Here is a 23559-nt window from a genome sequence, read left to right as displayed (position 1 = left end):
TTCGGGGGGTCAGAGGCTCGGCGGGGCGCCGAAGCGGTTGTTGAGGTCGCCTTCGACGGAGCCGAAGTTGGCCCCCTGCGAGCCGCGGGCGTCGACGCCCTTCTCGAAGGTGATCGAGGCGGCGCGCCCGCGGTCGTCGGAGGGGGTGCTGTCGTGGGGTTCGCGGGTGTCGTTCGGGGCTTCCGGTACGTGAACCCACACGCGGGCGCTGAAGCCGTTCTTGGCCTCGACGAGTGCCGGCTCGAAGGACCACCGGTACAGCTCGTGGTCGCCGTGGGCGACCACATCGGTGTAGACGGAGTCGGAGACGGCCACGACCAGGTCCGCGTGCGGGTTGGTGCGGAGCATGTCCCGCAGCAGGTCCGAGTCGCGGACCCGGCACGCCGACACCACCGCGTTACCGGCGAAACCGCTGTCGGCCCGGGCGATGTTGCCCTGGTCGACGGAGGCCCGTACCCGTAGCCGGTAGGCCTCGTTGCGGGACCGGTTGTGGTGGTGCAGTGCGGTGTAGAGGGCGCCGATGAAGTCGGAGACGGCCTCTGCCTCCACCGCTCCCGGGGGGAGGACCGCTAGGACGGCGTCCCCCTGGGGCTGCCGGTCCCAGTCCAGTCCGTGCATCCGCTGCTCGGCGCCTGCTGCGTGCAGGACCTGGGCGATGCCGGTCTGGATGTCGCCCTGCCCGTCGAGGTCGCGGCCGCTGTAGTTCTCCGCGTCCAGGGTGATGACAAGACGGCGTAGGGGCCTGAGATCGATCATCTGCTGCATCCCTTGCTGTGTCGGTCCATGCTCTGCGGACCCACGCCGGGGGCGCGGGTCTGCCATGGTGTTCCAGAGCGGGGGAGGAAGACCCCTTACGAGTGGGGGGTCCGGGGCGGGAATCCCGCGGTCTCCGCGAGAGCGGGGACATCGGTCACCGTGAATCTCCGGTAACCGGTCGTGACGATGCCTCTGTGGCGCAGGTCGGCCAGACCCTTGTACAGCGCGGCTTCGGAGAGGCTGGTGATCGAGGCGAGCTCGGGCTGGGACACACGTATGTCGAGTTCGATGCCCTCGTCCGAGGTGACGCCGTGGTCGCGGATCAGCCGCATCAGGACCCGTGCGAGGCGGGTGCGGGCGTCGTGGGTGCTGTAGTCCAGGATGCGCTCGGTGGCCGAGCGCAGTTTGGCCGCGATGGAGGCGCTGATGGTGAGGGCCGCCTCGGGGCTGCGTTCGAGGAAGGTGCGGAACTCACGGGCGGACAGCACCCGGGAGGAGACCGGGCCCGCGGTCTCGACCGTGGCCATCCGGGGGCTCTCGTCCATCACCGCCAGCTCCCCGACCAGGTCGCCCCGCGAACGCAGGGCGAGCAGGACCGTCTTCCCCGTCCTGGAGACGGTGGTGACCTTGACGTGCCCCTCCAGGATGACCAGGACGTGGCTGGTCCGCTCTCCCAGTCTCATCAGCGTGCTCTGCTGCGGGTGGTCGACGGGTCTGCCGAGGGTGAGCAGGTACTCGACGTCCTTCTCGTCGAGGCCGGCCAGGGCCGAATGCGGTGGCCAGGTGTGCTCACGGCTCGCGTCCAATGAGGTTCCTTTCGCGCCGAAACCCGTGGGAGTGGCCTGAGGTGTGGCTGGTGCCTCAGGTTCCCGGGAGCTACGCGAATGTCATGCGCCGACGAGAGCATTCATAAACGGCTGAGTCACAAATTGCCTGATGAAAACCCGAAAAGTCCTATTTGATGGTCCTTTTGGTAAGGCCAATGTCTCCTTGAGGACAGGGCGCCCGGGGCGGTGCGGAATGCTCCGGGGCCAGACGGCCCCGCGGCCCCGCCCCAGATGGTCAGGCCGGGGCCAGCGCGGCGGGGTCCATGGGGAGTCCGGGCCCAGTTGCGCGGCCGGGGCCGGGCGGCGGCCCTTCTCCATGGACCGCACGAACCCCGAGGAGGCCATCCCGCGCCGCGCAGCGCCGGTTCGGTGGTGGTCATCGTTCCTTGATCGGCGCCTGTCTGTCGAACGATCGCGCCACGCAGTGTGTTGCATATCACATTATCGTGGTCATGGTGTGTACTCTGATCCCTGTCCGTAACAGGGGGAACACTCGACGGATCCGTATGGCCGATCCCGGCCGCGCCGAAACCGGGTGTGCCGTCCCTGCCCCGGACCGCCCTTGTCTAAGGTTGTGTGCTGTAGGCGGCGCACCCCGCGCGTCCGTCGCGGGTGAGGGGAGTGACCGGATGGCGGAGACGAGGCAGCTCCGGGATCAGGCGTCCTCGGACGCGCCCGGACTCCGCGACGCCGAACCCCTCCCGCCCGGGACCGAGGCCGGGGACCCCTCCGGCGACGCCACCGACCACACCGTCTGGAGCTGCGCGGGCAACCTCACCGCCATCAGGTCCATCCGCTCCCGCGTCCGCGGGTTCCTCTCGGGGAAGGGGCACGGCGACGACGCCCTGGACGACGCCGAACTGGCCGCCAGCGAACTCGCCACCAACGCGCTCCTGCACTCGCGCTCGGGGCAGAGCGGCGGCGTCATGACGCTCTTCCTGCGCTCGGGCCACGGGCGGCTCCGCGTCGCCGTCGCCGACCAGGGCGAGCGCGAGGGTGACGGCGGGTACACCCGCGAGGACGGCGAGGACTACGGCCGCGGACGGCTCATCGTCGACAACTGCGCCACGCGCAGCGGGGAGTACCGGGCCGGGACGACCCACGTCGCCTGGTTCGAGATCGATGACCCGGCCCCCTCATGACGCCGGTCGGCGCTCGCCGCACCCGCGTCGGCGCATGGGGCCGGGCGACCCTCTCCTAGTGTCCGCTCCCCGGTGCCGGGTGCGCCACCCTGACGGGGTCGGGCTCGCACAGGACCGTCACCCGGCGCCCCTCCGGCAGGGGCGCGTCGGCACCGGCCACGACGCAGGCACCGGTCCACAGCGCCAGGGCCACCAGGGCCACGCGCGTGGGCTCGTCGCCGCGCTCGTCGACCGCCACCACGTCGTCGGCCGACAGCGCCAGCCGGTCGCGCAGGAGCGAGAAGCGCCCCATCAGGTCACTGTGCGGGTACAGGGTGGCCAGCACCCCGTCACTGGTCCGCTCATAACCCAGGATGCCGTTGTCGAAGAGCCCCCGTGAGGGGTGGTAGCCGCTGCCGTCCGGGCTGGGGCGCAGCAGTTCGTCGAAGGGGGTGGTCCCCAGCGCGTCACCGAAGGCGATCACCTGGCGCACCCGCGAGCGCTCGGCCAGCTCCAGCGCGGTGGGGGCCAGGTCCGCGGTGACCAGGAGCAGACGGGCATCGGTCTCGGCCAGGATCGCGCCCTGGGTCTCCAGGTCGGACGAGGTCGACAGTGGCAGTGCCCGCCCCCCGACGCTCATCACCGTGTACGTGGCCAGGAGGCGCTCCGGCGAGACCGGGGCGAGGATCCCCACCACGTCGCTGAAGCACATGCCCCGGTGGCTCAGTCCCGCCGCGGCCCGCTCCACCGTCGCGGCGAACGTCAGCGCGTCCACCCTGCTGCCCCGGCCGCGGATCGTCCCGCCCAGCGCGGGGCGCAGCCGGAGCCGCTCGCACAGCCCGCCGGTCAGGGATCCGATGGGGTCGTCCCTGCGCGGCAGGTGGCGTCCTGGTCGTTCCGGTCCCGAAATCAGCCCTACCCCCATGCAAACCCCAACTCTGCCGCGGCGCTGTGGCGACCCGGGCTCGTCACGCCCCCTCCACGTGGCGAGCCCGGATCACATCCGCATCCGGTGCGGACACACGTCCCGATCTCCGGGACGCGGCGCTTCCGGAGCGGTCCTTCCGGCCCGGGGCGGGCCGGTGTCACGGGTCCGTTCCCCAGTTGCCTGCAGCTTAGCGCCTTCACGGTTGAATGCACATGCACTATGCGGTGCATATGCATATGTAGATTCGGGAAACGCCCAGGACCGTGCCGGACCTCCGGGCACCGGAGCCTTCAGCTCGCGGTGCCGTTGCGCTCCACCCAGTCCGTGATCTGGCTGCGCGAGTTGAACCCCATCTTGCGGTTGATGTTGGCCACGTGCCGCGCCGCGGTCGACGGCGTGATGAAGAGCGCCCGGGCGATCTCGGGGTTGCTCTTGCCAGCGCTCACCAGGCGTGCGATCTCCCACTCCCGCCGGGTGAGGCTCGGCTGAGCGCCGTCCGCCGACGCCGGAGCCGCGCCGGATGCGCCGCTCCGAGCACCCCGGGTGCCCCGGGAGGCGCCCTTCCCGCGCGCCGGGCCGTGCCCGTTACCCTCCTCGGCCAGCCGCTCGGCCTCCTGAACGGCCTCGGCCAACTCCATCTCCCGGCCGCGCTCCCACCAGCCGATCAACTGCCGTTTGCGGCGGCGGAGCCGCTCGGCGTCCCCGAACGGCCACGGTGCCCGCTCGGGGTCCCGGCCCAACTGCTCCCGGACGGCCGCCGCCGCGCCGGCGATGCGGCAGGCCCGTTCCTTCTCGCCGCCGTCGAAGGCCACCCGCGCGATCGCGGTCAGCGCACGCGCGGCGTCGGCCCGCTGGCCCGCCGCGTGGCTCAGGCCCAAACCCTCGCTCAGGTAGTCGTAGGCCTGCTCGCTGCGGCCCTGCGCGTGGGCGACACGACCGATCCCGGCCAGGCAGCGCGCCTCGTCGGGGACCGAACCGATGACCCGCTGGGTGTCCAGGGCCTCCCGGAAGGAGCGGTCCGCGGTCACCAGGTCGCCGCCGGCCTCCGCCGCGACGGCCTGGCCCATGAGTATGACGCCGACGCCCCAGCGGTGGTCCATGCCCCGCAGAAGGGTGAGCGCGGCATTGAAGTACTGGTCGGCGCCGGTGAGGTCGCCCTGCTGCGCGACCAGGGCGGCCCGGGTGCCCAGGGCGATCGCCTCGCCGAACAGGTCCCCGGAGTCGCGGCACAGCCGCAGGGCCTCCTCGACCCGCACGGCCGCCCGGTCGCGGGAGCGGGTGCGCACCTCCACGAGCGCGAGCATGTTCAGGCACACGCGCACGAACACGTCGTCCCCGGCCTCCCGGGACAGCCTCAGCCCCCGCTCGCCCAGCTCCAGGGCCCGGTCGTCGTCGCGCCGCACGCGCGCCAACTGCGCCCGGCAGACCAGGGCCTGCGCCCACGACGGCGCCTTGGCCGCCTCGTCGGGCTCCATGAACCGGCCCATCCACAGCTCGCCCTCGAAGGCGCTGTGGTAGCTCACCCAGTGGGGGGTCAGTCCCACACACAGGCTCAGCCCCGCTTCGATGGCCCCCTGCCCGTGCACCCGGTGCAGCACAGAGCGCAGCGTCTCGTACTCGGTCCTGATCCGCTGCCGGTCGAAGTCCCGGTCGACCCAGGGCATCGACTCGCTCACCCCGACCTGTCGGCTGAGCCCCTCCACCAGCCGCAGCATCCGGTCCCGCAGCCGCTCGTGGAAGCCCGCCTCCTCGCCGCGCGCCGACAGCAGCCCCTGGGCGAACCGCAGCACGGCCCCCGTGAGCCGGTAGCGCACCCGACCCTCGACCTCCCCGCACACGGTGACCAGGCACCGGTTCAGGAGGGAGGAGAGCAGGTCGAGGATGTCGGCCTCCGGCACCTCGGAGTCCGCGCACACCTGCTCGGCCAGCTCCAGGTCCCAGCCGCGGAACACCGACAGCCGGGCCAGCAGCGCCCGTTCCGGCCCCGTCAGGTCCTTGTGGACGAAGCCCAGGACCAGCGGCAGCACGTCGCTGCGCGCCACCGCCTGCCCCGGCCCGGGGCGTGCGGTGGGTGAGGCCAGGTGTTCCCGCAGCCCCGCGGCGAGCGCGTCGAGGCCCATCCCCGGGGCGCTCGCCCCGAGCACCTCGATGCCCATGGGGACACCGCCGACCAGGTCGCACAGCTCCGCCACCGTCTCCCACTCGTGGGAGGAGACCGAGAACCTGGGGTCGCGTGCCCGGGCCCGGTCCATGAACAGGCGCACCGCCTCCGCGCCCGCAGGGTCGGGCGGAGGGGCGCCGCGCGCCGCCACCGGCATGGCCATCGGAGGCACCCGCCACACGGTCCCGCCCGTCAGGTGGACCGGCTCCCGGCCGGTCAGCAGCAGCGCCACCCCCGGGCAGGCCTCCAGCAGGGTCTCGCAGACCCCGGCCACCTCGTCGGCCGCGCGGTCGCAGGGGTCCAGCACCAGCAGGAGCCGACGCGGGCGCAGAGCCGCCAGAACGGTCGCCGACAGCGGCCGTCCGGGCTCCTCGATCACCCCCACGGCCTCGGCGATGCGCACGTAGACCTCGGAGGCGCAGGAGGCGTCGCCCAGTTCGGCGAACCACACCCCGTCGGGGAAGGACACCGTCGCCTGCTCGGCCACGCGCAGCGCCAACCGGGTCTTGCCGATGCCTTCGGAGCCGCACAGGCTGACGGAGCGGCGTGTGTCCAGGAGCCGGAGCAGGTCACTCAGGTCCCGCTCACGACCCACGAACCCGGTACCCGGCCGGGGGAGGTTGTGGCGTGCGGGCGCGGTCAGAGGTGCCATGGCCTTCAATGTAGGGGCGGTCGGGAGGGCCCCACCCGGGAACGGAAGGGGTTGCGGACGGTGTCGGGAGGAGGGACTCTCGGGTTTCTGGTTTAGCGCGTGCACGCGCACTGTGCAAGTGCTTCCGCGCGTCCCGGCGCGCCCCGGGCTCAGTCCTCGGCGGAGGCCCAGCCGGTCAACTGCGTCCTGGAGGAGATGGAGAGTTTTCTGAAGATGTTGGCGATGTGCCGGGCCGCGGTGGCCTGACTGATGATGAGCCGTTCGGCGATCTCCCGGTTGGACAGGCCCGTCTCGGCGAGTTCGGCCACCTCCCGCTCCCGGGGGGTCAGGGACGAGGGCCCGCCCGAACGGGGGAAGGCCAGGGCCCGGTCGCGTACCTGTTCCAGGGGCAGGTGCCGCCAGGCGTTCCAGGAGTCGGCGGCCGCGGGGGCGCCCACCTGCCGCTCCACCACCGATCTCAGCCGGACGGTCTCGGCCGAGGGCCGGCCCAGCGACGTCCGCAGGTCGGAGGCCACCCCCGCCAGGGCCCCCGCGCGCTCGGCCTCGCCCTCGGCCAGAGCCAGGTCGGCCAGTGCCTCCAGGGCCCGCGCCACGGCGATCCGCTGCCCCGACGCGAAACTCACCAGCAGGCATGTCGTCAGGGGCTCCTGGGCCTCCAGTGTCTCCCCCTCGGCGAGGTGGAGGCGGCCCAGGTCCCGGGCGCAGCGCGCCGTGGCGGGCGCCGCACCCAGTTTGGTGAAGACCTCCAGGGCGTCCGAGAGCAGTGCGCGGGCCCGCACCGCCTCGCCCCGCTCGGCCGCGATCGACCCCAGTCCGTGCAGCCCGCGCGCCACCGTCCACCGGTCGCCCAGCTCCTGGGCCGCCGCGATGGCGAGCTCCAGGTGGCCGACGGCCCGGTCGGCCTCCCCGCGGCGCCTGCACAGCAGGGCCCGCACCATGAGGAGCGCGGCGTCGGTGACCGGGTCGTTGGCCCGCCGCGCCCACCTCCACGCCTGTTCGGCGTGCCCGTAGGCCTCGTCCGCGGACCCCGTGCGCAGGGCCAGCTCCGCGAGGGTGGTCAGGGCGGAGGCGGCGGCCCCCGGTTCGCGGCAGGCGCGAGCGGCCTCCAGAGCCGACCGGGCCAGGGCGAGGACGCGGGGCGCGGAGTCCATTTCCAGGCGCAGTTCCGCCTGAAGAGCGAGGGCCCGCGTGCGCAGGACCGGCGGCTGGTCGTCGGGGTCGGTCTCCAGCACCCGCTCCAGGACGCGGCTGCCCTCGGCCGAGAGGTCGCGGACGGTCCAGTAGGGGCGCAGTGCCACGCACACGCGCAGGGCGTCCTCCACCCGTCCGTGCGCCACCGCCCACTCCACGACCCGCGTGTGGTTCTCCCGGTGGTGGTCCATGAAGCGCACCAGGCCCAGGCGCTCCCCCCAGGGCATCGGTTTGCCCACGTCCGCGGCCCGGGCCTCCAACCAGTGGACGAGGTGCCGCAGGTACCGCTCCCACCGCTCCTCCTCCCCGCCCTCGGCGGCCAGCCGCTCGGCGGCGTAGGCGCGCACGGTCTCCGTGAGCCGGTAGTGGGCGGTGCCGTTCACCTCGGCGTCCATCACCACCAGGGACTTGTCCAGGAGCGAGAAGTGCAGCGGCAAGATGTCGGCGGGGTCCACACCGTCCCCGGAGCACACCTCCTCGGCCGACTCCAGGCACCAGGTGGTGAACACCGACAGTCGGTGCAGCAGGAGCTGCTCGGGCTCCGTCAGCAGGTCGTGGCTCCACTCCAGCACCGCCCGCAGGGTGCGCTGGCGCGGGGGGAGGTCCTCGGAGCCGTCGCTGGTGAGCAGCCGGAACCGGTCGTCGAGCCTGTGCAGGATCTGCTGGACGGAGAGAACCCGCACCCGGGCCGCCGCCAGTTCGATGGCCAGCGGCATGCCGTCCAGGATCCGGCAGATCTCCGCGATGTAGCCGGAGTTCTCGCGCGTCATCTCGAACCCGCCCGAGCGGGCCGCGTGGGCCCGGGTGACGAACAGGCGCACCGACTCGTAGCGCTGGGTGTCGCGCCGGGGGAGCGGGGCGGGGTCGGCCGCGTTCGGGTCCGTGGGTGTGGGCCGCGCGGGCAGCGACAGGGGCGGCACCCGCCAGATGTTCTCCTCGGGGATGTGCAGGGGCTGGCGGCTCGTCGCCAGGATGCGGACCCGGGGGCAGTGCCGCAGGATCTCCCGGCACAGCTCGGCCATCGACTCCACGGCGTGCTCGCAGGTGTCCAGCAGCAGCAGGAGGTCCTGGGTGCGCAGCGCCGTGATGACCGCCTCCATCGGTGTGCGGGAGTCGTCCTCGACCGCCTGGAGGCCGGCCGCCACCGCCGCCAGTACCTGGCGGTGGGTGGCGGCCTCGCTGAGGTCGATGAAGCGCACACCGTCGGGAAAGCGGCGCAGGACGCGCTCGGCCAGGTGGAGGGCGAGACGGGTCTTGCCGATACCGCCGGTTCCGGTCAGCGTGATCATCCTGGAGGTGCCCAGGATTCTGCTCAGATCGATGATGTCGCGCTCACGGCCGACGAATCGTACGAACTCGCCTGCCGACAGGGGAAGGTTGTGGCGGGGGTGGGACATGGCCTCGATTTACTCGGACGGCGGATCGGTCCGCCGCGCGCCCAGGGCGCTGCGGGCGGGAAGGACACGGCCTTTGTACCGAGTGTCGCACCGGACGCCCGTACCTGTCTCCACATTGGCCGGTTTCGGCACAGGCGGTCCGAAACCGCCCATGCCGACCGCGAACGTGCTACGGCGCGGCCACACCAGGCTACCGCTCCGGGGTCCAGGTCGAGGGGTCGGCGGGGCCCTGCTCGCCCGACTCCAGGTCCTTCACCTCGTGCCCGCCGTCGGCACCGAACGGCGGGAACCACACGAAGGGGACGCCCTTCTTCGAGGCGTACTGAATCTGCTTGCCGACCTTGGCCGCGGAGTGGAACACCTCGGTGTTGAAGCCCCGCTCGCGCAGGAGCGCCCCGGTGCGCAGGGCCTCGGCCCGTTGCTCGGCGCCGGGCACCACGACCACCACGTCGGTGGGGCAGGCGCGCCCGGGCGCGATGCGGCCCTCCGCCACGAGCTTGGCGAAGATCCTGGTCAGACCGATGGAAATGCCCACGCCTGGCAGGCGGCGGCGGATGAACTGCCCGGCCAGGTCCTCGTAGCGCCCGCCCGCGCAGATGCTCCCGTAACCGGGGTCGTCGTCGAAGGAGGCCTCGTAGACCGTGCCGGTGTAGTAGTCCAGCCCGCGGGCGATGGACAGGTCGGCGACCACGTCGCCCTCGGGCAGGTCGGCGAGGTCCCCCAGAACGAAGGAGAGCTCTTCCAGCCCCTCGTCGAGCAGGTCGGAGGAGACCCCCAGGGCCCGGACCCGTTCGACGGCGTCCGCCCCGCGCACGCGTGCCAGGGACAGGCAGGCGTCGGCCTGTCCGTCGTCGAGGCCCTCGCCCAGGAGGATCTCGCGCACGCCGTCGTCGCCGATCTTGTGCAGCTTGTCCACGGCGCGGATGACCGCGACCGGGTCCTTGACGCCGAGCCCCTCGTAGAATCCCTGGAGGACCTTGCGGTTGTTGACGTTGAGCGTCCAGGCAGGCAGGTCCAGGCCGCTGAGCACCCCGTGCACGATCCGCGGCAGCTCGGCGTCGAAGTGCAGCGGCACCGAGTCGACGTTGATCACGTCGATGTCGCACTGGGTGAACTCGCGGAACCGGCCCTCCTGAGGGCGCTCACCGCGCCATACGCGCTGTATCTGGTAGCGCTTGAACGGGAAGGCGAGCTCGTTGAAGTGCTGGGCGACGTAGCGGGCGAAGGGCACGGTGAGGTCGAAGTGCAGCCCGAGCCTGGCGTCGGTGTCGTCCTTGGCGTCGGCCTGGAGCCGCTGGAGCGTGTAGACCTCCTGGGAGGTCTCGCCCTTGGCCGTCAGGACGTCCAGGTTCTCCACCGACGGCGTCTCCACCGAAGCGAACCCGAAGGACTCGAACCCGGCCCGGATATGGTCCAGCCAGCGCTGCTCCACGGCCCGGACCTGGGGGGTCCACTCGGGGAAACCGCTGATGGGGGTGGGGCGGACGACACGCTGCTGGGACATGTGGGGTTCTCGGCTCCCTCGGGAGAGATCGACGGGTGTGCTCCGCTCCCCGCACGGACCGTCGGGCACGGCACGGGGAGGGGTGGTCTCCATCCTAGAGCCAACCGTGCGGCGGAGGCCGGGGCCGTGTGGCGGTGCCCCGCCGGTCCGCGTGGACGGGTGCGGGCCGACGGGGCGCCGCCCCCCGCGGTGGCCGCGCGCCCGTGCCAGGAGCCGTCCGCGACCGCGCTTCGGCGGGGGTCCGCACCCACCGTAGACTCCGCCGCCGGTCGGGGACAGGTCCGGACGCGGCCGGATACGGTCGCTCACAATCAGATAAAGACGCCCACGCGGGGCGGGAACCGGTGTACGCCCGTGAACTGCCGCCGGGCGGTGGGGCGAAGCACGCGATTCCCGTCCCTGTGCCTCTTTCTCTCCCGAAACGCCTTCACCGACGGTGGTCCGGTGCTAGGTTCCAGGCACGGTGCCCCCGGTCGCGGTTCGGATCCGGGGCGCCCTGCCCTCCACGGCCCGGCCCCGGTGATCCGGGCCCCGGCCGCACTCCCGGCTCTTCCCGTGAGGACCCAACGGTGATCCACGCAGCCAGCAACGCCAGCCACGGCCGAACAGCGACCGGACTGTCCACGAAGATCATCGTGGCCGGCGGGTTCGGGGTCGGCAAGACCACCTTCGTCGGCGCCGTCTCCGAGATCCCGCCGGTGCGGACCGAGGCCGCGGTCACCGCGGCCAGCGCCGGTGTCGACGACCTCTCCCACACGCCGGACAAGACCAGCACCACCGTCGCGATGGACTTCGGCCGCATCTCCCTGGAGACCGACCTGACGCTGTTCCTGTTCGGGACCCCCGGACAGCAGCGGTTCTGGTTCATGTGGGACGACCTGGTCAGAGGCGCCCTGGGCGCCGTGGTCCTGGCCGACACCCGGCGCCTGGAGGACACCTTCCAGGCACTGGACTACTTCGAGCGCCAGTACCAGGTCCCCTTCGTCGTCGCGGTCAACGACTTCTCGCCCGAGAGCCCCTACACGGCCGACGACCTGCGCGACGCCCTCGACCTCACCCCCGAGGTTCCCGTCGTCCACTGCGACGCCCGCGACCGCAACTCGGTCGTGGGGGTGCTGGTCACCCTCGTCAAGCACGCCATGGCCGTGGAGTCCCGGCAGCGCTCGGTCCGCCAACTCGTCTAGGGCGTGTCTCTCCGCCCCCGGACCGCCACCGTCCTCGCGCGCTTCCATCCGTCGCCTGTGGTCCGGACGGCTCAGGGGTGCGGGGGAAGCAAGGGCTTGCGCCCGGCGTTACCCTGGCGTGGTGTTCGGACGAATGGCGGAAAGCGTACGCCGACTCCTGGGCAAGCCCGGAGCGGTGGACCTGCGGCCCTATACCAAGCTCCTGCCGGCGATCGAGGCCGAGGAGGATGGTCTGCGTGAGCTCGGCGACGACGAGCTGACGGAACGGGCCATCGAACTCGGGAACGCCGAGCTTCCCTACGAACGTGACGACCTCGTGTCGCTGTGTGCCGTGGGCCGTGAGGCCGCGCGGCGCGCGCTGGACGAGCGCCCCTTCGACGTGCAACTGCTCGGCACCATGGCCCTGCTCGACGGTCGCGTCGCGGAGATGGCCACCGGTGAGGGCAAGACCCTCGCGGGCGCCCTGGCCGCCGCCGGGTTCTCCCTGCGCGGCAAGCGGGTGCACGTCCTGAGCGTCAACGACTACCTCGCGCGCCGCGACGCGGAGTGGATGCGTCCGCTCTACGACATGCTCGGCGTGAGCGTCGGGTGGATCAACGAGGACTCCGCGCCCGAGGAGCGCGCCGAGGCCTACTCGTGCGACATCACCTACGTGTCCGTCAGCGAGCTCGGCTTCGACGTCCTGCGCGACCGCATGGTCACCGACATCGCCGACCGCGTCGTCCCGGTGCCCGAGGTCGCGATCGTCGACGAGGCGGACTCCGTGCTCGTCGACGAGGCGCGCGTCCCCCTGGTGCTCGCCGGGGCGGCGGAGAGCGTGGCCGCGGACGTGGAGATGGCCGACGTCGTCCGGACGCTCAGCCCGCGCCTGCACTACGAGGTCGACGGCGAGGGCCGCAACGTCCAGCTCACCGACGCCGGTATCGACGCGGTGGAGAAGGCCCTGGGAGGGGTGGACCTCTACTCCGAGGACGACACCACCGTCCTTCCGCAGGTCAACCTGGCGCTGCACGCCCACGTCCTGCTCCAGCGCGACGTCCACTACGTCGTGCGCGACGGCGAGGTGCGCCTGATCAACGAGTCCCGCGGCCGGATCGCGCTGCTCCAGCGCTGGCCAGACGGGCTCCAGGCCGCGGTCGAGGCCAAGGAGAAGGTGGCCCTCAGCGAGACCGGCGAGGTGCTCGACTCCATCACCGTCCAGTCCCTGGTGCTGCGCTACCCCACGCACGCGGGCATGACCGGTACGGCGATGGCCGTGGCCGAGCAGCTCCGCGAGTTCTACGAACTCGAGGTCGCCGTCATCCCCTCAAACAAGCCATGTGTGCGCGAGGACCACGGCACACGCCTGTACGCCACGCGCGAGGAGAAGGAGGACGCGCTCGTCGAACGGGTCGAGGAGGTCCACAAGACGGGCCGCCCGATCCTCATCGGCACGCAGGACGTGGCCGAGTCGGAGGTGCTCGCCGGGCGCCTGGCCGAGGCGGGCCTGGAGTGCGTGGTCCTCAACGCCAAGAACGACGCCGACGAGGCGTCGATCATCGCCGAGGCCGGCACCTACGGCGCGATCACGGTCTCGACCCAGATGGCCGGGCGCGGCACCGACATCCGGTTGGGCGGCAGCGACATGTCCGACCGCGAGCGCGTGGTGGGCACCGGCGGTCTCTACGTCATGGGGTTCGGACGCTACCCCAGCAGCCGCCTGGACGGGCAGTTGCGGGGGCGCGCGGGGCGCCAAGGTGACCCCGGCGACTCCGTCTTCTTCGTCAGTATGGACGACGACCTGCTGGTCAACCACGCCTCGGAGACCACCGGGTACCGGACCGCGGACGACGGCGAGATCACCGACGAGGGGTGGCTGGCCCAGGTCGACCACGCCCAGCGGGTCTCCGAGGGGCAGTTGCTGGAGGTGCACCGCAACACGTGGCGCTACAACCAGCTCATCGACGTGCAGCGCGACGTGGTCCTGGAGCACCGGGAGAAGGTGTTGACCGGCGACGAGGGCGACCGCACCATCGCCGCCGACCGCAAGGAGCGCCACGCCGAACTGGTCGGGGAGCTCGGCGGGGACGAGGTCGCGCAGGCGGCCCGCCTGATCACCCTCTACCACCTGGACCGCGGGTGGACCGACCACAACGCCTTCCTGTCCGAATTGCGGGAGGGCATCCACCTGAGGTTCCTGGGCCGCAGGGACCCGCTGGACGAGTTCAACCGCGAGGCGGTGCCCGTCTTCAAGGGCTTCCTGGACGAGGCCCGGGAGCGGGCCGCCGACAGCTTCGCCGAACTGGAGGTGCGCGACGGCGCGCTGGACGTCGGCGACGTGGGGGTCAAGCGCCCGTCCATGACGTGGACGTACATGGTGCACGACCACCCGTTCAGCTCCGCATTGGAGACCCTGGTGGGCCGTCTCAAGGGCGGCAGGGGATCCGCCAACGGCGATTGACCGGGGCCGCCGTTTCGGTCGGTGCGCGGGTTGGGACCAAAGTCCCGCCCGCGCATTACTTTTGTCAGATCCTTCGTCCAAAATGTCGATGCGGCCCGAAGGATCGGTGTGGCATTGCCGGTTCCGGGTTAACATGGCGGAGTTTTCAACGGAATCCGAGACGGTGAGACTGAGGCCACAGTGGTTCATGAGATCGGCGAGCAGGAGAAGATCAGTTACGGGAGAAACGATCGTTTCGAGGGCGGTCCAGTGGGCGGCGGCCAGTTCTGGATCTCCGAGGACGGCGAGCCTGTCGCCAAGATCGGCGGTCCCAAAGAGTGGCGCCCCACCCCGATGATCGACGTCCGTGTGGGCGATGTCTTCACCGTTGGCGGCCGGGCCTGGAAAGTCACGGATATCGTCGACGCCGACGCGCCCACGGCGTATCTCCTGGCGACACGGATCAGTTGATCGCGGGCCCCGGAAACCGGGGCCTTTTCCTTGTTTTCTGATGGGAATTGCAACCCACTGCCACGTTTTCGTTCCCGCTGCTCGGGAGGGGGTGGCCCCCGATCGGCCGCTTCCCCGCCGAGTTCGGACGCCGAGTGCGGAGCGGAGTCGGACGATTCCTATGTGTGCGGTGTTTCCCTTGGGTGTCGGTTTCGGGTGATCGAGACATTCCGGTTACCCGTTGGAGGGTGTTCGCGTTATCGCCTGTTCGTTAACGTCGGCGGGGTGGGGCGCGCCCCGTATCGGGCGCACGAGGTCTCGGAGGGCATGCCCTCGTGGGTCGGCGGGCCGCTGCGCCCCACCGCTCCGGCCGGTCCCAGGGGCTGTCCCCCGCCCCTGGGCCTGGCCCCGCCCCTCGTGGAGGCCGGAGGGGATAGGTTCTCCCGTATGGGAATCCGACACATCGCACTCTTCTCGTGGCGGGACGACGTCACCCCGGCCCAGGTCGCCGAGGTCGAGGCGCTCCTCGCCGGTCTGCCCGGCACCGTTCCCGCGCTGCGCTCCTACGCCTTCGGGTCCGACCTGGGGCTGGGCGAGGGCAACCACGACTTCGCAGTGGTGGCCGACCTCGACGACGAGGACGGGTTCGCCGCCTACCGGGACCACCCCGCGCACCAGGCCGCGCTGAAGGTCATCCGCCCGATGCTCGCCGGGCGCGCCGCCGTCCAGTTCCGCCTCCCAACCTAGAGTCCGTTCCCCGACCGCGGCGGCCGTGCCGGGGTCAGGTCAGGAGCCGGGAGATCTCCCCGAAGGTCGGGCACGGCCAAGACAGGCAGCAGCCCAGGCATCCGTCCCCGTCGGGCGTGTCGCCCTCCCCGGGGCGGTGGAGGAGGAGCAGGTCCAGGCAGACCCCCGCCAGGGCGGTGACCTCCTCGCGCGCGTTCGCGTAGAAGGCGACGTCGTTGATCCGGGAGAGCGCGCTGGACGAACGCGCCTTCGGGAGGCCGACGGTGTCCGGCTCCCACGGCACCGCGCGGGTCGAGCGGTCCCGGATCCCCTGCACGCACCGGAGCAGCCGTGCGTGCTCGGAGGGGGCCCCTCCCCGCGGCGTCGGAGTGGTGAACGATGCCATCGCTGATCTCCCAACGCGTGGACGCGCAACCTCGCGATGTCACACAGGGTATAGACAACATCGCCGATTGTCGCGTTACGCGCGGCGGCGACCGGCGGACCGCCCCCCGGGGGGAGAGACGGCCCGCCCGCGGTGCGCCGCTGTCAGCAGGCACCCCCGCAGTTGCAGGAACTGCCGCTCTGGCAGCCGCAGCTACACCCGGAGCCGCAGCTGCACCCGCCCAGGGCGGGGGGAGTGGTCGGTGTGTCGGTCACGATTCCTCCTCGGGGTCTCGGCGGTACCCGTGCCGACGGTGCCGGTCCCCCTCCCGGCGACGGGAGGGGCATCACGGGTGCGCGTCCCAGGGACAGGGGTGCCCCGCGCGCCGCCGTGACAACCCGCCACGCCGGAACGGCGTACGGTCATCCGGGGCCCGCCGGTCGCGGCGCGACCCCGGGAACTGGGGTGGCCTGCGGTGTCCCCGCGCGGGCTCAAACGAGGAAACCCGGACCGGACACCGGATGGCGCGTCATTCGGTAGAGCCAAACCTGCCCGAGGAACATGACCGAAACCATCGGGGCCAGCGCCGTCCACACCAGAACCGAGACCGCCGCCGGAACCTCCGGGTGTCGGCGCGCGGGCCCGGGAAGTCGTGCCACCACACCACCGACAGTACGGCCGGCGCCTCGGGGAGGCGAGCCGTCCCCAGGAACGGTCTCCCGTGCCGTGCCTACTCCCCGGGGAGTACGGCCGCCGCCTAGAACACCCCTTCGGGGGGAGCGGGGGAGTCTACGGCGTCGGCGTCGCGGACCGGTACCCGGCCCGACGTGAACCGGTCCAGGTCCCGCCCCTCCACCAGGCGCGCCATCTCCGGGTCGCGGTGCGCCCGGCGCCCCAGTTCGTCGGCGGGCAGCGGCCGGTGCCCCGCCACCAGCACCAGGTTGCCGAACCGGCGTCCGCGCAGTACACCCGGATCGGCGGTCAGCACGGCGTGCGGCAGCACCGCCCGCACGGTGGCGGCCTGGCCGCGCGCGTGCGCCAGGCCGTGCCCGTCGCCGACGTTCACCACCAGGAACCCGCCGGGGCGCAGTACCCGGGCCGCCTCGGCGTAGAACTCCACCGACGTCAGCCTCGCCGGGGTCCGCGCTCCCGCGAACACGTCGGCCAGAACCAGGTCGGCACTCGCGTCACGGCGGGCGGCGATCCACTCCCGGGCGTCGCCGATCCCCACGCGCAGCCGTGCCCGCCGGTCCCAGGGCAGCCGGCGGCGCACCATCTCCACGAGCGGGGCGTCGACGTCCACCGCCCGCTGGTCCGAACCCGGCCGGGTGTGCGCGATGTAGCGGGCCAGGGTGAGGGCCCCGGCACCCAGGTGCAGGGCCTCCACCGGCTCGCCCTCCGGGGCCACCAGGTCGGCGGCGTGCGCCATCCGCCGCACGTAGGAGAAGTCCAGGTAGGCGGGGTCGGACAGATCCACGTGTGACTGCGGCGTGCCCTCCACCACCAGGAACCAGGAGTCGGCCCGGTCGGCGTCGGCCAGCAGTTCCGCCCCCGGCACCCCGGTGTCCTCCTCCCTCTCGCGCTCACGCGCCCTGCGTCCGCCCATGGCCCCTTCCCCCGTTCGCTCCGTCCCAGACTATGGCCGGTCTCCCGCACACGGCGCGGTGCGCTCCCGAGGGCACTAACCTGGGTCTTCCGAGTGTCCCCACAGCGCGCCCGCCGGGCGCCAGCAACGAGGAGTGGCCGTGCTACTGCGGATGTCGACCCTGTTCCTGCGCACCCTGCGCGAGGACCCGGCGGACGCCGAGGTGCCCAGCCACAAGCTCCTCGTGCGCGGCGGGTTCGTGCGCCGGGCCGCCCCCGGCGTCTACTCGTGGCTGCCCCTGGGCAAGCTGGTCCTGGAGAACGTGTCCCGGGTGGTGCGCGAGGAGATGGACGCCATCGGCGCCCAGGAGGTCCTCCTCCCCGCCCTGCTGCCCAAGGAGTACTACGAGGCGACCGGCCGCTGGACCGAGTACGGAGACACCCTCTTCCGCCTCAAGGACCGCAAGGGCGCCGACTACCTGCTCGGCCCCACCCACGAGGAGCTGTTCACCCTCCTGGTCAAGGGCGAGTACTCCTCCTACAAGGACTTCCCCGTCGTCCTGTACCAGATCCAGGAGAAGTTCCGCGACGAGGCGCGGCCCCGGGCCGGGGTGCTGCGCGGGCGCGAGTTCCACATGAAGGACTCCTACTCCTTCGACATCGACGACGAGGGCCTCCAGGCCTCCTACGACGCCCACCGCGCCGCCTACATCCGCATCTTCGACCGCCTCGGCCTGGAGTACGTGGTCGTCTCGGCCACCTCCGGGGCCATGGGCGGGTCGGCCTCCGAGGAGTTCCTGGCCGTGGCCGCCACCGGCGAGGACACCTTCGTGCGCAGTACGGGATCGGACTACGCCGCCAACGTCGAGGCCGTCGCCACCCCCGCACCGCCCGCGCTCCCGGTCGAGGGGCTGCCCGAGGCCCGGGTCCACCACACCCCGGACACCGCCACCATCCGCACACTGGTGGACTTCCTCAACGCCGCCGGCCTGGGGCGCGACTTCAGCGAGGCCGACACCCTCAAGAACCTGCTGGTCAAGACGCGCGAGCCCGGAGCGAAGGACTGGGAGCTGCTCGGCATCGGCGTGCCCGGTGACCGCGAGGTGGACCTCAAGCGCCTGGAGGCCGCCCTGGAACCCGCCGAGGTCGCCCTCCTCGACGAGGCCGACTTCGCCGCCAACCCCTTCCTGGCCAAGGGCTACATCGGCCCGCGCGCCCTGATCGACAACAAGGTCCGCTACCTGGTCGACCCGCGTGTGGTCACCGGCACCTCCTGGGTGACCGGCGCCGACGAGACCGACCACCACGTGCTGGACCTGGTCGCGGGGCGCGACTTCACCCCGGACGGCACCATCGACGTCGCCGAGGTGCGCGACGGCGACCCCTCGCCGGACGGCCGGGGCACGCTGTACACCGCGCGCGGCATCGAGATCGGCCACATCTTCCAACTGGGCCGCAAGTACACCGACGCCTTCGGTGTGGACGCACTGGGCCCCGACGGCAAGCCCAAGAGGGTCACGATGGGCTCCTACGGCATCGGCGTCTCCCGCGCGGTGGCCTCGATCGTGGAGCAGTCGCACGATGACAAGGGCATCGTGTGGCCGCGCGAGGTCGCCCCGGCCGACGTGCACGTGGTGGGTACCGGCAAGGGCGAGCAGATCGAGGAGGCGCTGCGGATCGCCGGGGAGCTCCGGGCGCGCGGCCTGCGCGTGCTGGTGGACGACCGCAAGGGCGTCTCGCCCGGGGTGAAGTTCACCGACGCCGAACTGCTCGGCATCCCCACCGCCGTCATCGTCGGCCGCGGCCTCAAGGACGGGCTCGTGGAGCTGCGCGACCGCGCCACCGGTGAGCGCGAGGAGATCGCCCTGGCCGATGCCGTCGACCGCGCCGAGGCCGCCTGCAAGGCCTGAGTCCGCCCGGGGACGCCGCGCGCGGAAGGTCCGCGGCGCCCCCGGGCGGCGGTCACGCCTCGTCGAACCCGGGCAGGGCGTCGAGCTCGCCGCCCCACACTAGCGCCCGCACGGTGGCCTCCTGCAGGGTCCGGGCCGCGAGCGCGCGCAGCCCGGCGTCCCCGGCCGCCGACAGCCACAGGCACGCCCGAGCGGCGGCCCCCTCCAGCCCCACGGCGTAGCCGTCCAGGGCCGCTTCGCCGCGCCCCTCGGGCAGCGGGTAGGCCGGGCGGGCGGGGGTCGGCTCGAAGCCGCGCTCCACGGCGGCCGCGTGCAGCGCGTCGCGTGTCTCCCGGTGGTGGTCCATGTGGGTCAGCGCGCGGTCGCGCCGCCCCTCGTCACCGGCGGCGCCGCGGACGAACTCGTACCCGTGCACCGCCGCGTGCTCCGCGCCGAGCGCCTCGGCCAGCGCCTCCTCCGCCGCACCCGTGCCCTCCGCGGTGCGTGCGCCCTCCCCGGGGGCGGGACTCTCAGACATCCGCGACCTCTTCCTCCCCGTCGGCCTCTTCCCCGGCCCCGCCGCCGGTGCCGTCCTCCTCTTCGCCCCCGGCCCCTTCGAGCCGGCCCAGAAGGTAGGCGTGTCCGGCCTCGCAGGCGCCGATCCCGCTGATCAACTGTGCGATCCCCGGGTCGGAGACGTCCAGGGCCTGGTCGATGCGCGTGCTCGCGGCGGCGGCCTCCAACGCGCGCAGCCCGGCCGCGTCCAGGACCTCCTCCGGTTCGGGGACGGCCGCGGCCGTCGCTCCGGACGCCCCGCCGCTCCCGTCGGCAGCCGTGAGGGGGTCCTCCGGCAGGGCCTCCGTGAGCGCGTCCACGTGGGAGAGGTGGCGCTCCAGCGCGCCGCGCAGCAGTTCCTCGGGGAGGTCGCCGCCGGCCAGCGCCGCCTCGTAGCGGGCCACCGTCCGCTCCTTCTCCCGGAGCACCGACCGCAGGACGTACTCCTCCGGAGCCACCTCCCGCGGGTACCAGTCCACCCGGCCGCATCCGGCCAGGCCGACGGCGGCACCGGCCACCGCGGCGCCCAGCACGGCACGGCGGCTGACTCCGCCCCGATCCCGGCCCACCCGGCCTCCTCCCGTGTCCCGCGCCCCGGGCGCGGTTCTCGCGGCCCGCAAGCGACGGCCGCCCTCACACGGCCGGAGCCTATCCTTCCATGGAAGGAGCCCCCGATCCCCGCCCCGGCGGGCGCTCCGGCGCCCGCCGACGCGCCCTGGCCGCTTCGGGGGACCTGGAACGCTCCCAGGTGTGGATACCCTTGCAGCACGACCGCACCTCACACGCGAGGGCGGCCGGTCCGCCTTCCCGGAGGCGGACCCACACGTCGCAGACTACGTACAGAGCTGGACCGCCCCGTACACGACGGCCCACCGGCCGAGCGGGCGGGATTTCGCTGTTGGAGGGGCAACACGACATGGGAGCGCAGGCGCGCGAGGAGCGCATCGCCGAGCTGCTGGAGCCGGTCCTGGCCAAGGCCGGGCTGGAACTGGAGGCCGTCGAACTCACGCCCGCGGGCAAGAAGCGGGTGCTGCGCGTGATCGTGGACTCCGACGACGGTGTTGACCTGGACACGATCGGCGAGGTCACCCAGGACGTCGACGGCGCCCTGGAATCCTCCGACGTCATGGGCGAGCTGCCCTACAACCTGGAGGTCTCCTCACCCGGTGTGAGCAGGCCGCTGACCCAGCCGAGGCACTGGCGACGCAACCGCGGTCGGCTGGTGAAGGCCGCCCTCGTCGAGGGGGGAGAGGTCACCGGCCGTATCACCGGCACCGATGACCAGGGGGTCACCCTGGAGATCGAGGGTCAGCCCCGCACCTTCGCCCACGCCGAACTGGCCAAGGGCAGGGTGCAGGTGGAATTCCGCCGCGACGCCGGCACCGACGCGGCGGACTAGAGGGGGAGCCCCGTGGATATTGACATGAGTGTCCTGCGCAGCTTGCAGGGCGAGAAGGACATCTCGGTCGAGCTGGTCGCCAAGGCCATCGAGGACGCCCTGCTGATCGCCTACCACCGCGAGGAGGGCGCGGACAAGCGCGCCCGTGTCGAACTCAACCGCTCCAGCGGCCACGTCACCGTGTGGGTGGCCGAGCTGGACGAGGAGGGCGAGGTGGTCGGTGAGTACGACGGCACCCCCTCCGGGTTCGGCCGCATCGCGACCTCCACCGCCAAGCAGGTCATCCTCCAGCGCCTGCGCGACGCCGAGGACGAGATGACCCTCGGCGAGTTCGCCGGGCGCGAGCACGACATCGTCTCCGGCATCATCCAGCAGGGCCGGGACCCCCGAAACGTGCTGGTCGACCTCGGCAGGCTGGAGGCCGTCCTGCCCCCGCAGGAGCAGGTGCCCACGGAGACCTACACGCACGGCGAGCGGCTGCGCGCCTACGTCGTGCAGGTCCGCAAGGGCCACCGCGGTCCGTCGGTGACCCTGTCGCGGACCCACCCCAACCTGGTGCGCAAGCTCTTCCAATTGGAGGTGCCCGAGATCGCCGACGGCACCGTCGAGATCGCCTCCATCGCCCGCGAGGCCGGGCACCGCACCAAGATGGCGGTCCGCTCCAACCGCGGCGGCGTGAACGCCAAGGGCGCCTGCATCGGCCCGCTCGGCAGCCGCGTCCGCAACGTCATGGCCGAACTGCACGGCGAGAAGATCGACATCGTCGACCACTCCGACGACCCGGCAGTGTTCGTGGCCAACGCGCTCTCGCCCGCACGCGTCAACTCGGTGGAGGTCCTGGACATGGCCGCCAAGGTGGCCCGCGTGATCGTCCCCGACTACCAGCAGTCCCTGGCGATCGGCAAGGAGGGGCAGAACGCCCGCCTGGCCGCGCGACTCACCGGATGGCGCATCGACATCCGCTCCGACGCCCAGCCCGACGCCGACACGGCGGAGGGGGCCGACGGGACCGGCGCGGACGCCGACGGCGCTCCGGTGGCCGACTGATCGGATCGAACCCGTGTCACGACGCGATAGGGTGGGAGAAGGCGGTCTTGGCCGACCCGTGCGCACGTGCGTGGGGTGCCGGTCACGGGCAGTCCAGTCCGGCCTCGTGAGGCTGGTGGCCGAGGGCACGGTCATCACGCCCGACACCCGGGGCCGTCTTCCAGGGCGCGGTGCCTACCTGCACGACGACCGGCGTTGCCTGGAGCTCGCCGTGCGTCGCAGAGTGTGGTCGCGGGCCTTCCGGGAGCGGGGCGCCCACGGCTCCGGCCAGTGGGACCTCTCCCGCGTGGAGGCGCTGATCGGCTCCGCCCCGAGTGGCGGAACCGTGCCCGGTTCCGGTTAGGGTTGGAATGTCTGAGCCGATCGTCGGTGTTGTACTCACCGAGGTCGGCGTGCCGTGCTGTGTCGGCACGCACAACCGGCCCATTGTTGTGTAGCGATGAGGAAGCAGGTCGAGATTGCGATGAGCGCCTGATGAGTACGCAGCGATGAGTAACTCGAGCTGACAACGGTCCGGCACGTGCCCATGTCCCGGACCGAAGCTGAAGGAGAGTAGTGGCGAAGGTCCGGGTGTACGAACTCGCCAAGGAGTTCGGAGTAGAGAGCAAGGCCGTCCTGGCCAAGCTCAACGAGATGGGCGAATTCGTCCGTTCGGCGTCCTCGACGATAGAGGCACCGGTCGTACGACGCCTGCAAGAGGCTTTCAACGACGGATCCCAGGGCGGTGGGAAGAAGAGCGGTTCGGCTCCCAAGCCGGGGCCGCGCTCCGCCGCGTCCGGATCCACACGTGCGGCCGCCCCCAAGCCGGGGCCCGCACCCAAGCCGGGACCGCGCCCCGCGGCGCCCAAGCCCGGCCCCAAGAGCGAAGCGCCCAAGGGTGAGGCCGCCAAGGCCGAGGCGTCCAAGAGCGAGGCGTCCAAGAGCGAGGCGGCCAAGAGCGAGGCGGCCCCGCGGGCGGCCGCGCCCAAGCCGGGGCCCAAGGCGCCCCGCGGCGACGCCGGCGCGCGTCCCGCCGCGCCCAAGCCCGGCCCGCAGGGCGGCCGCGGCGAGCGTCCGCAGCGCGGCGAGCGCGCGGGCCGCTCCGAGGGCGGCCGCGGTCCGCGTCCCACCGGCCCGCGTCCGGGCAACAACCCGTTCGCGTCCAACGCCTCCGGCATGGGGTCCAAGCCGACCGCTCCGCGTCCGGGCCCGCGTCCGGGCGGGAACGCTCCGCGTCCCGGTCCGCGTCCGGGTGGTCCGGGCGGTCCGCGTCCGGGTCCCCAGGGCGGCGACCAGCGCGCCCCGCGCCCCGGCGGTGCCTCCGGCGGCCCGCGTCCGGGACCCCGTCCCGGTCCGCGTCCGGGTGGTCCGGGCGGTCCGCGTCCGGGTCCCCAGGGCGGCGACC

The 23559-nt window shown here is 72.4% G+C and carries 20 protein-coding genes; 10 read left to right on the top strand and 10 right to left on the bottom strand.

The genetic code is table 11. The annotated features are described in order from the left end of the window. Nucleotides 1-9 precede the first annotated feature (9 nt). Nucleotides 10-756, bottom strand: a complete 747-nt coding sequence (locus ACFHWE_RS21140; RefSeq protein WP_416603522.1) for a hypothetical protein — start codon at nt 754-756, stop codon at nt 10-12. 95 nt (nt 757-851) lie between these two features. Then, complete coding sequence (locus ACFHWE_RS21135) at nt 852-1562, bottom strand: Crp/Fnr family transcriptional regulator (RefSeq protein WP_416603521.1); 711 nt, start codon at nt 1560-1562, stop codon at nt 852-854. Between the two features lie 650 nt (nt 1563-2212). On the opposite strand from ACFHWE_RS21135, the gene ACFHWE_RS21130 reads away from it, so the two are divergent. After that, entirely contained in the window at nt 2213-2725 is a 513-nt protein-coding gene (locus tag ACFHWE_RS21130; RefSeq protein WP_416603519.1) for an ATP-binding protein, read from the top strand. Between the two features lie 55 nt (nt 2726-2780). On the opposite strand, the gene ACFHWE_RS21125 is transcribed toward ACFHWE_RS21130, so the two are convergent. The 4 genes from ACFHWE_RS21125 to hisS form a co-directional block, all read right to left on the bottom strand. Continuing rightward, nucleotides 2781-3629 carry an AMP-binding protein gene (locus ACFHWE_RS21125; RefSeq protein WP_416603518.1) on the bottom strand — a complete coding sequence of 283 codons (849 nt, stop codon included), beginning with the start codon at nt 3627-3629 and terminating at the stop codon, nt 2781-2783. 293 nt (nt 3630-3922) lie between these two features. Beyond that, on the bottom strand, nt 3923-6445 hold the full coding sequence (locus ACFHWE_RS21120; RefSeq protein ID WP_416603517.1) for a LuxR C-terminal-related transcriptional regulator: 2523 nt from the start codon (nt 6443-6445) through the stop codon (nt 3923-3925). A 149-nt stretch (nt 6446-6594) separates the two neighbouring features. Further along, nucleotides 6595-9033, bottom strand: coding sequence for an ATP-binding protein (locus ACFHWE_RS21115; protein WP_416603515.1), 2439 nt, complete (start codon nt 9031-9033; stop codon nt 6595-6597). A 190-nt stretch (nt 9034-9223) separates the two neighbouring features. After that, nucleotides 9224-10537, bottom strand: a complete 1314-nt coding sequence (hisS, locus tag ACFHWE_RS21110) for a histidine--tRNA ligase (protein WP_416603513.1) — start codon at nt 10535-10537, stop codon at nt 9224-9226. A 569-nt stretch (nt 10538-11106) separates the two neighbouring features. On the opposite strand from hisS, the gene ACFHWE_RS21105 reads away from it, so the two are divergent. The 4 genes from ACFHWE_RS21105 to ACFHWE_RS21090 all read left to right on the top strand — a co-directional run bounded on the left by ACFHWE_RS21105 (nt 11107) and on the right by ACFHWE_RS21090 (nt 15337). Then, nucleotides 11107-11721, top strand: coding sequence for a GTP-binding protein (locus ACFHWE_RS21105; RefSeq protein WP_416603512.1), 615 nt, complete (start codon nt 11107-11109; stop codon nt 11719-11721). Nucleotides 11722-11854: 133 nt separating this feature from the next. Beyond that, complete coding sequence (gene secA2, locus ACFHWE_RS21100; protein ID WP_416603510.1) at nt 11855-14161, top strand: accessory Sec system translocase SecA2; 2307 nt, start codon at nt 11855-11857, stop codon at nt 14159-14161. Between the two features lie 180 nt (nt 14162-14341). Then, nucleotides 14342-14611, top strand: a complete 270-nt coding sequence (locus ACFHWE_RS21095; RefSeq protein WP_416603509.1) for a DUF6406 domain-containing protein — start codon at nt 14342-14344, stop codon at nt 14609-14611. 426 nt (nt 14612-15037) lie between these two features. Continuing rightward, nucleotides 15038-15337 (top strand): Dabb family protein, encoded by a 300-nt coding sequence (locus ACFHWE_RS21090; protein ID WP_416603507.1) that lies wholly within the window; start codon nt 15038-15040, stop codon nt 15335-15337. A 34-nt stretch (nt 15338-15371) separates the two neighbouring features. Here ACFHWE_RS21090 and ACFHWE_RS21085 read toward each other — a convergent pair whose 3' ends face one another. Together ACFHWE_RS21085 and ACFHWE_RS21080 are read right to left on the bottom strand one after the other, a co-directional pair. Next, nucleotides 15372-15722: a hypothetical protein gene (locus tag ACFHWE_RS21085; RefSeq protein WP_416603505.1), complete on the bottom strand. Its 351-nt coding sequence runs from the start codon at nt 15720-15722 to the stop codon at nt 15372-15374. Nucleotides 15723-16458: 736 nt separating this feature from the next. Next, nucleotides 16459-17307, bottom strand: coding sequence for a spermidine synthase (locus ACFHWE_RS21080; RefSeq protein ID WP_416603504.1), 849 nt, complete (start codon nt 17305-17307; stop codon nt 16459-16461). 151 nt (nt 17308-17458) lie between these two features. Between ACFHWE_RS21080 and ACFHWE_RS21075 the strand changes: the two genes are divergently transcribed. Next, entirely contained in the window at nt 17459-19195 is a 1737-nt protein-coding gene (locus ACFHWE_RS21075; protein WP_416603544.1) for a proline--tRNA ligase, read from the top strand. A 52-nt stretch (nt 19196-19247) separates the two neighbouring features. On the opposite strand, the gene ACFHWE_RS21070 is transcribed toward ACFHWE_RS21075, so the two are convergent. Continuing rightward, nucleotides 19248-19712, bottom strand: coding sequence for a DUF4439 domain-containing protein (locus ACFHWE_RS21070; RefSeq protein WP_416603502.1), 465 nt, complete (start codon nt 19710-19712; stop codon nt 19248-19250). Then, nucleotides 19705-20298, bottom strand: a complete 594-nt coding sequence (locus ACFHWE_RS21065; RefSeq protein WP_416603500.1) for a hypothetical protein — start codon at nt 20296-20298, stop codon at nt 19705-19707. Before ACFHWE_RS21065 ends, ACFHWE_RS21070 begins: the two co-directional genes overlap by 8 nt. A 347-nt stretch (nt 20299-20645) precedes the next feature. Between ACFHWE_RS21065 and rimP the strand changes: the two genes are divergently transcribed. From rimP to ACFHWE_RS21045, 4 genes are all read left to right on the top strand, one after another. Further along, nucleotides 20646-21128 (top strand): ribosome maturation factor RimP, encoded by a 483-nt coding sequence (gene rimP, locus ACFHWE_RS21060; RefSeq protein WP_416603499.1) that lies wholly within the window; start codon nt 20646-20648, stop codon nt 21126-21128. Nucleotides 21129-21152: 24 nt separating this feature from the next. Beyond that, nucleotides 21153-22175: a transcription termination factor NusA gene (gene nusA, locus ACFHWE_RS21055; RefSeq protein ID WP_416603542.1), complete on the top strand. Its 1023-nt coding sequence runs from the start codon at nt 21153-21155 to the stop codon at nt 22173-22175. Nucleotides 22176-22188: 13 nt separating this feature from the next. Beyond that, nucleotides 22189-22518, top strand: a complete 330-nt coding sequence (locus ACFHWE_RS21050; protein WP_416603497.1) for a YlxR family protein — start codon at nt 22189-22191, stop codon at nt 22516-22518. 212 nt (nt 22519-22730) lie between these two features. Next, nucleotides 22731-23559, top strand: an 829-nt coding sequence (locus ACFHWE_RS21045) for a translation initiation factor IF-2 N-terminal domain-containing protein (RefSeq protein ID WP_416603496.1), incomplete at its 3' end; no start/stop codon positions are given.

Origin of the sequence: Nocardiopsis sp. LOL_012 (genome assembly GCF_048060475.1) — a bacterium.
GTDB lineage: Bacteria > Actinomycetota > Actinomycetes > Streptosporangiales > Streptosporangiaceae > Nocardiopsis.
The sequence above is the reverse complement of the archived record's forward strand: the minus strand, read 5'-3'. Positions and strand labels throughout refer to the sequence as shown.

Excerpts from the sequence above, each read along its gene's own strand:
- ACFHWE_RS21140 (WP_416603522.1), bottom strand. The coding sequence starts at position 756 with ATGATCGATCTCAGGCCCCTACGCCGTCTTGTCATCACCCTGGACGCG.
- ACFHWE_RS21130 (WP_416603519.1), top strand. The coding sequence starts at position 2,213 with ATGGCGGAGACGAGGCAGCTCCGGGATCAGGCGTCCTCGGACGCGCCC.
- ACFHWE_RS21125 (WP_416603518.1), bottom strand. The coding sequence starts at position 3,629 with ATGGGGGTAGGGCTGATTTCGGGACCGGAACGACCAGGACGCCACCTG.
- ACFHWE_RS21120 (WP_416603517.1), bottom strand. The coding sequence starts at position 6,445 with ATGGCACCTCTGACCGCGCCCGCACGCCACAACCTCCCCCGGCCGGGT.
- ACFHWE_RS21115 (WP_416603515.1), bottom strand. The coding sequence starts at position 9,033 with ATGTCCCACCCCCGCCACAACCTTCCCCTGTCGGCAGGCGAGTTCGTA.
- hisS (WP_416603513.1), bottom strand. The coding sequence starts at position 10,537 with ATGTCCCAGCAGCGTGTCGTCCGCCCCACCCCCATCAGCGGTTTCCCC.
- secA2 (WP_416603510.1), top strand. The coding sequence starts at position 11,855 with ATGGCGGAAAGCGTACGCCGACTCCTGGGCAAGCCCGGAGCGGTGGAC.
- ACFHWE_RS21090 (WP_416603507.1), top strand. The coding sequence starts at position 15,038 with ATGGGAATCCGACACATCGCACTCTTCTCGTGGCGGGACGACGTCACC.
- ACFHWE_RS21085 (WP_416603505.1), bottom strand. The coding sequence starts at position 15,722 with ATGGCATCGTTCACCACTCCGACGCCGCGGGGAGGGGCCCCCTCCGAG.
- ACFHWE_RS21080 (WP_416603504.1), bottom strand. The coding sequence starts at position 17,307 with ATGGGCGGACGCAGGGCGCGTGAGCGCGAGAGGGAGGAGGACACCGGG.
- ACFHWE_RS21075 (WP_416603544.1), top strand. The coding sequence starts at position 17,459 with ATGTCGACCCTGTTCCTGCGCACCCTGCGCGAGGACCCGGCGGACGCC.
- ACFHWE_RS21070 (WP_416603502.1), bottom strand. The coding sequence starts at position 19,712 with ATGTCTGAGAGTCCCGCCCCCGGGGAGGGCGCACGCACCGCGGAGGGC.
- rimP (WP_416603499.1), top strand. The coding sequence starts at position 20,646 with ATGGGAGCGCAGGCGCGCGAGGAGCGCATCGCCGAGCTGCTGGAGCCG.
- nusA (WP_416603542.1), top strand. The coding sequence starts at position 21,153 with ATGAGTGTCCTGCGCAGCTTGCAGGGCGAGAAGGACATCTCGGTCGAG.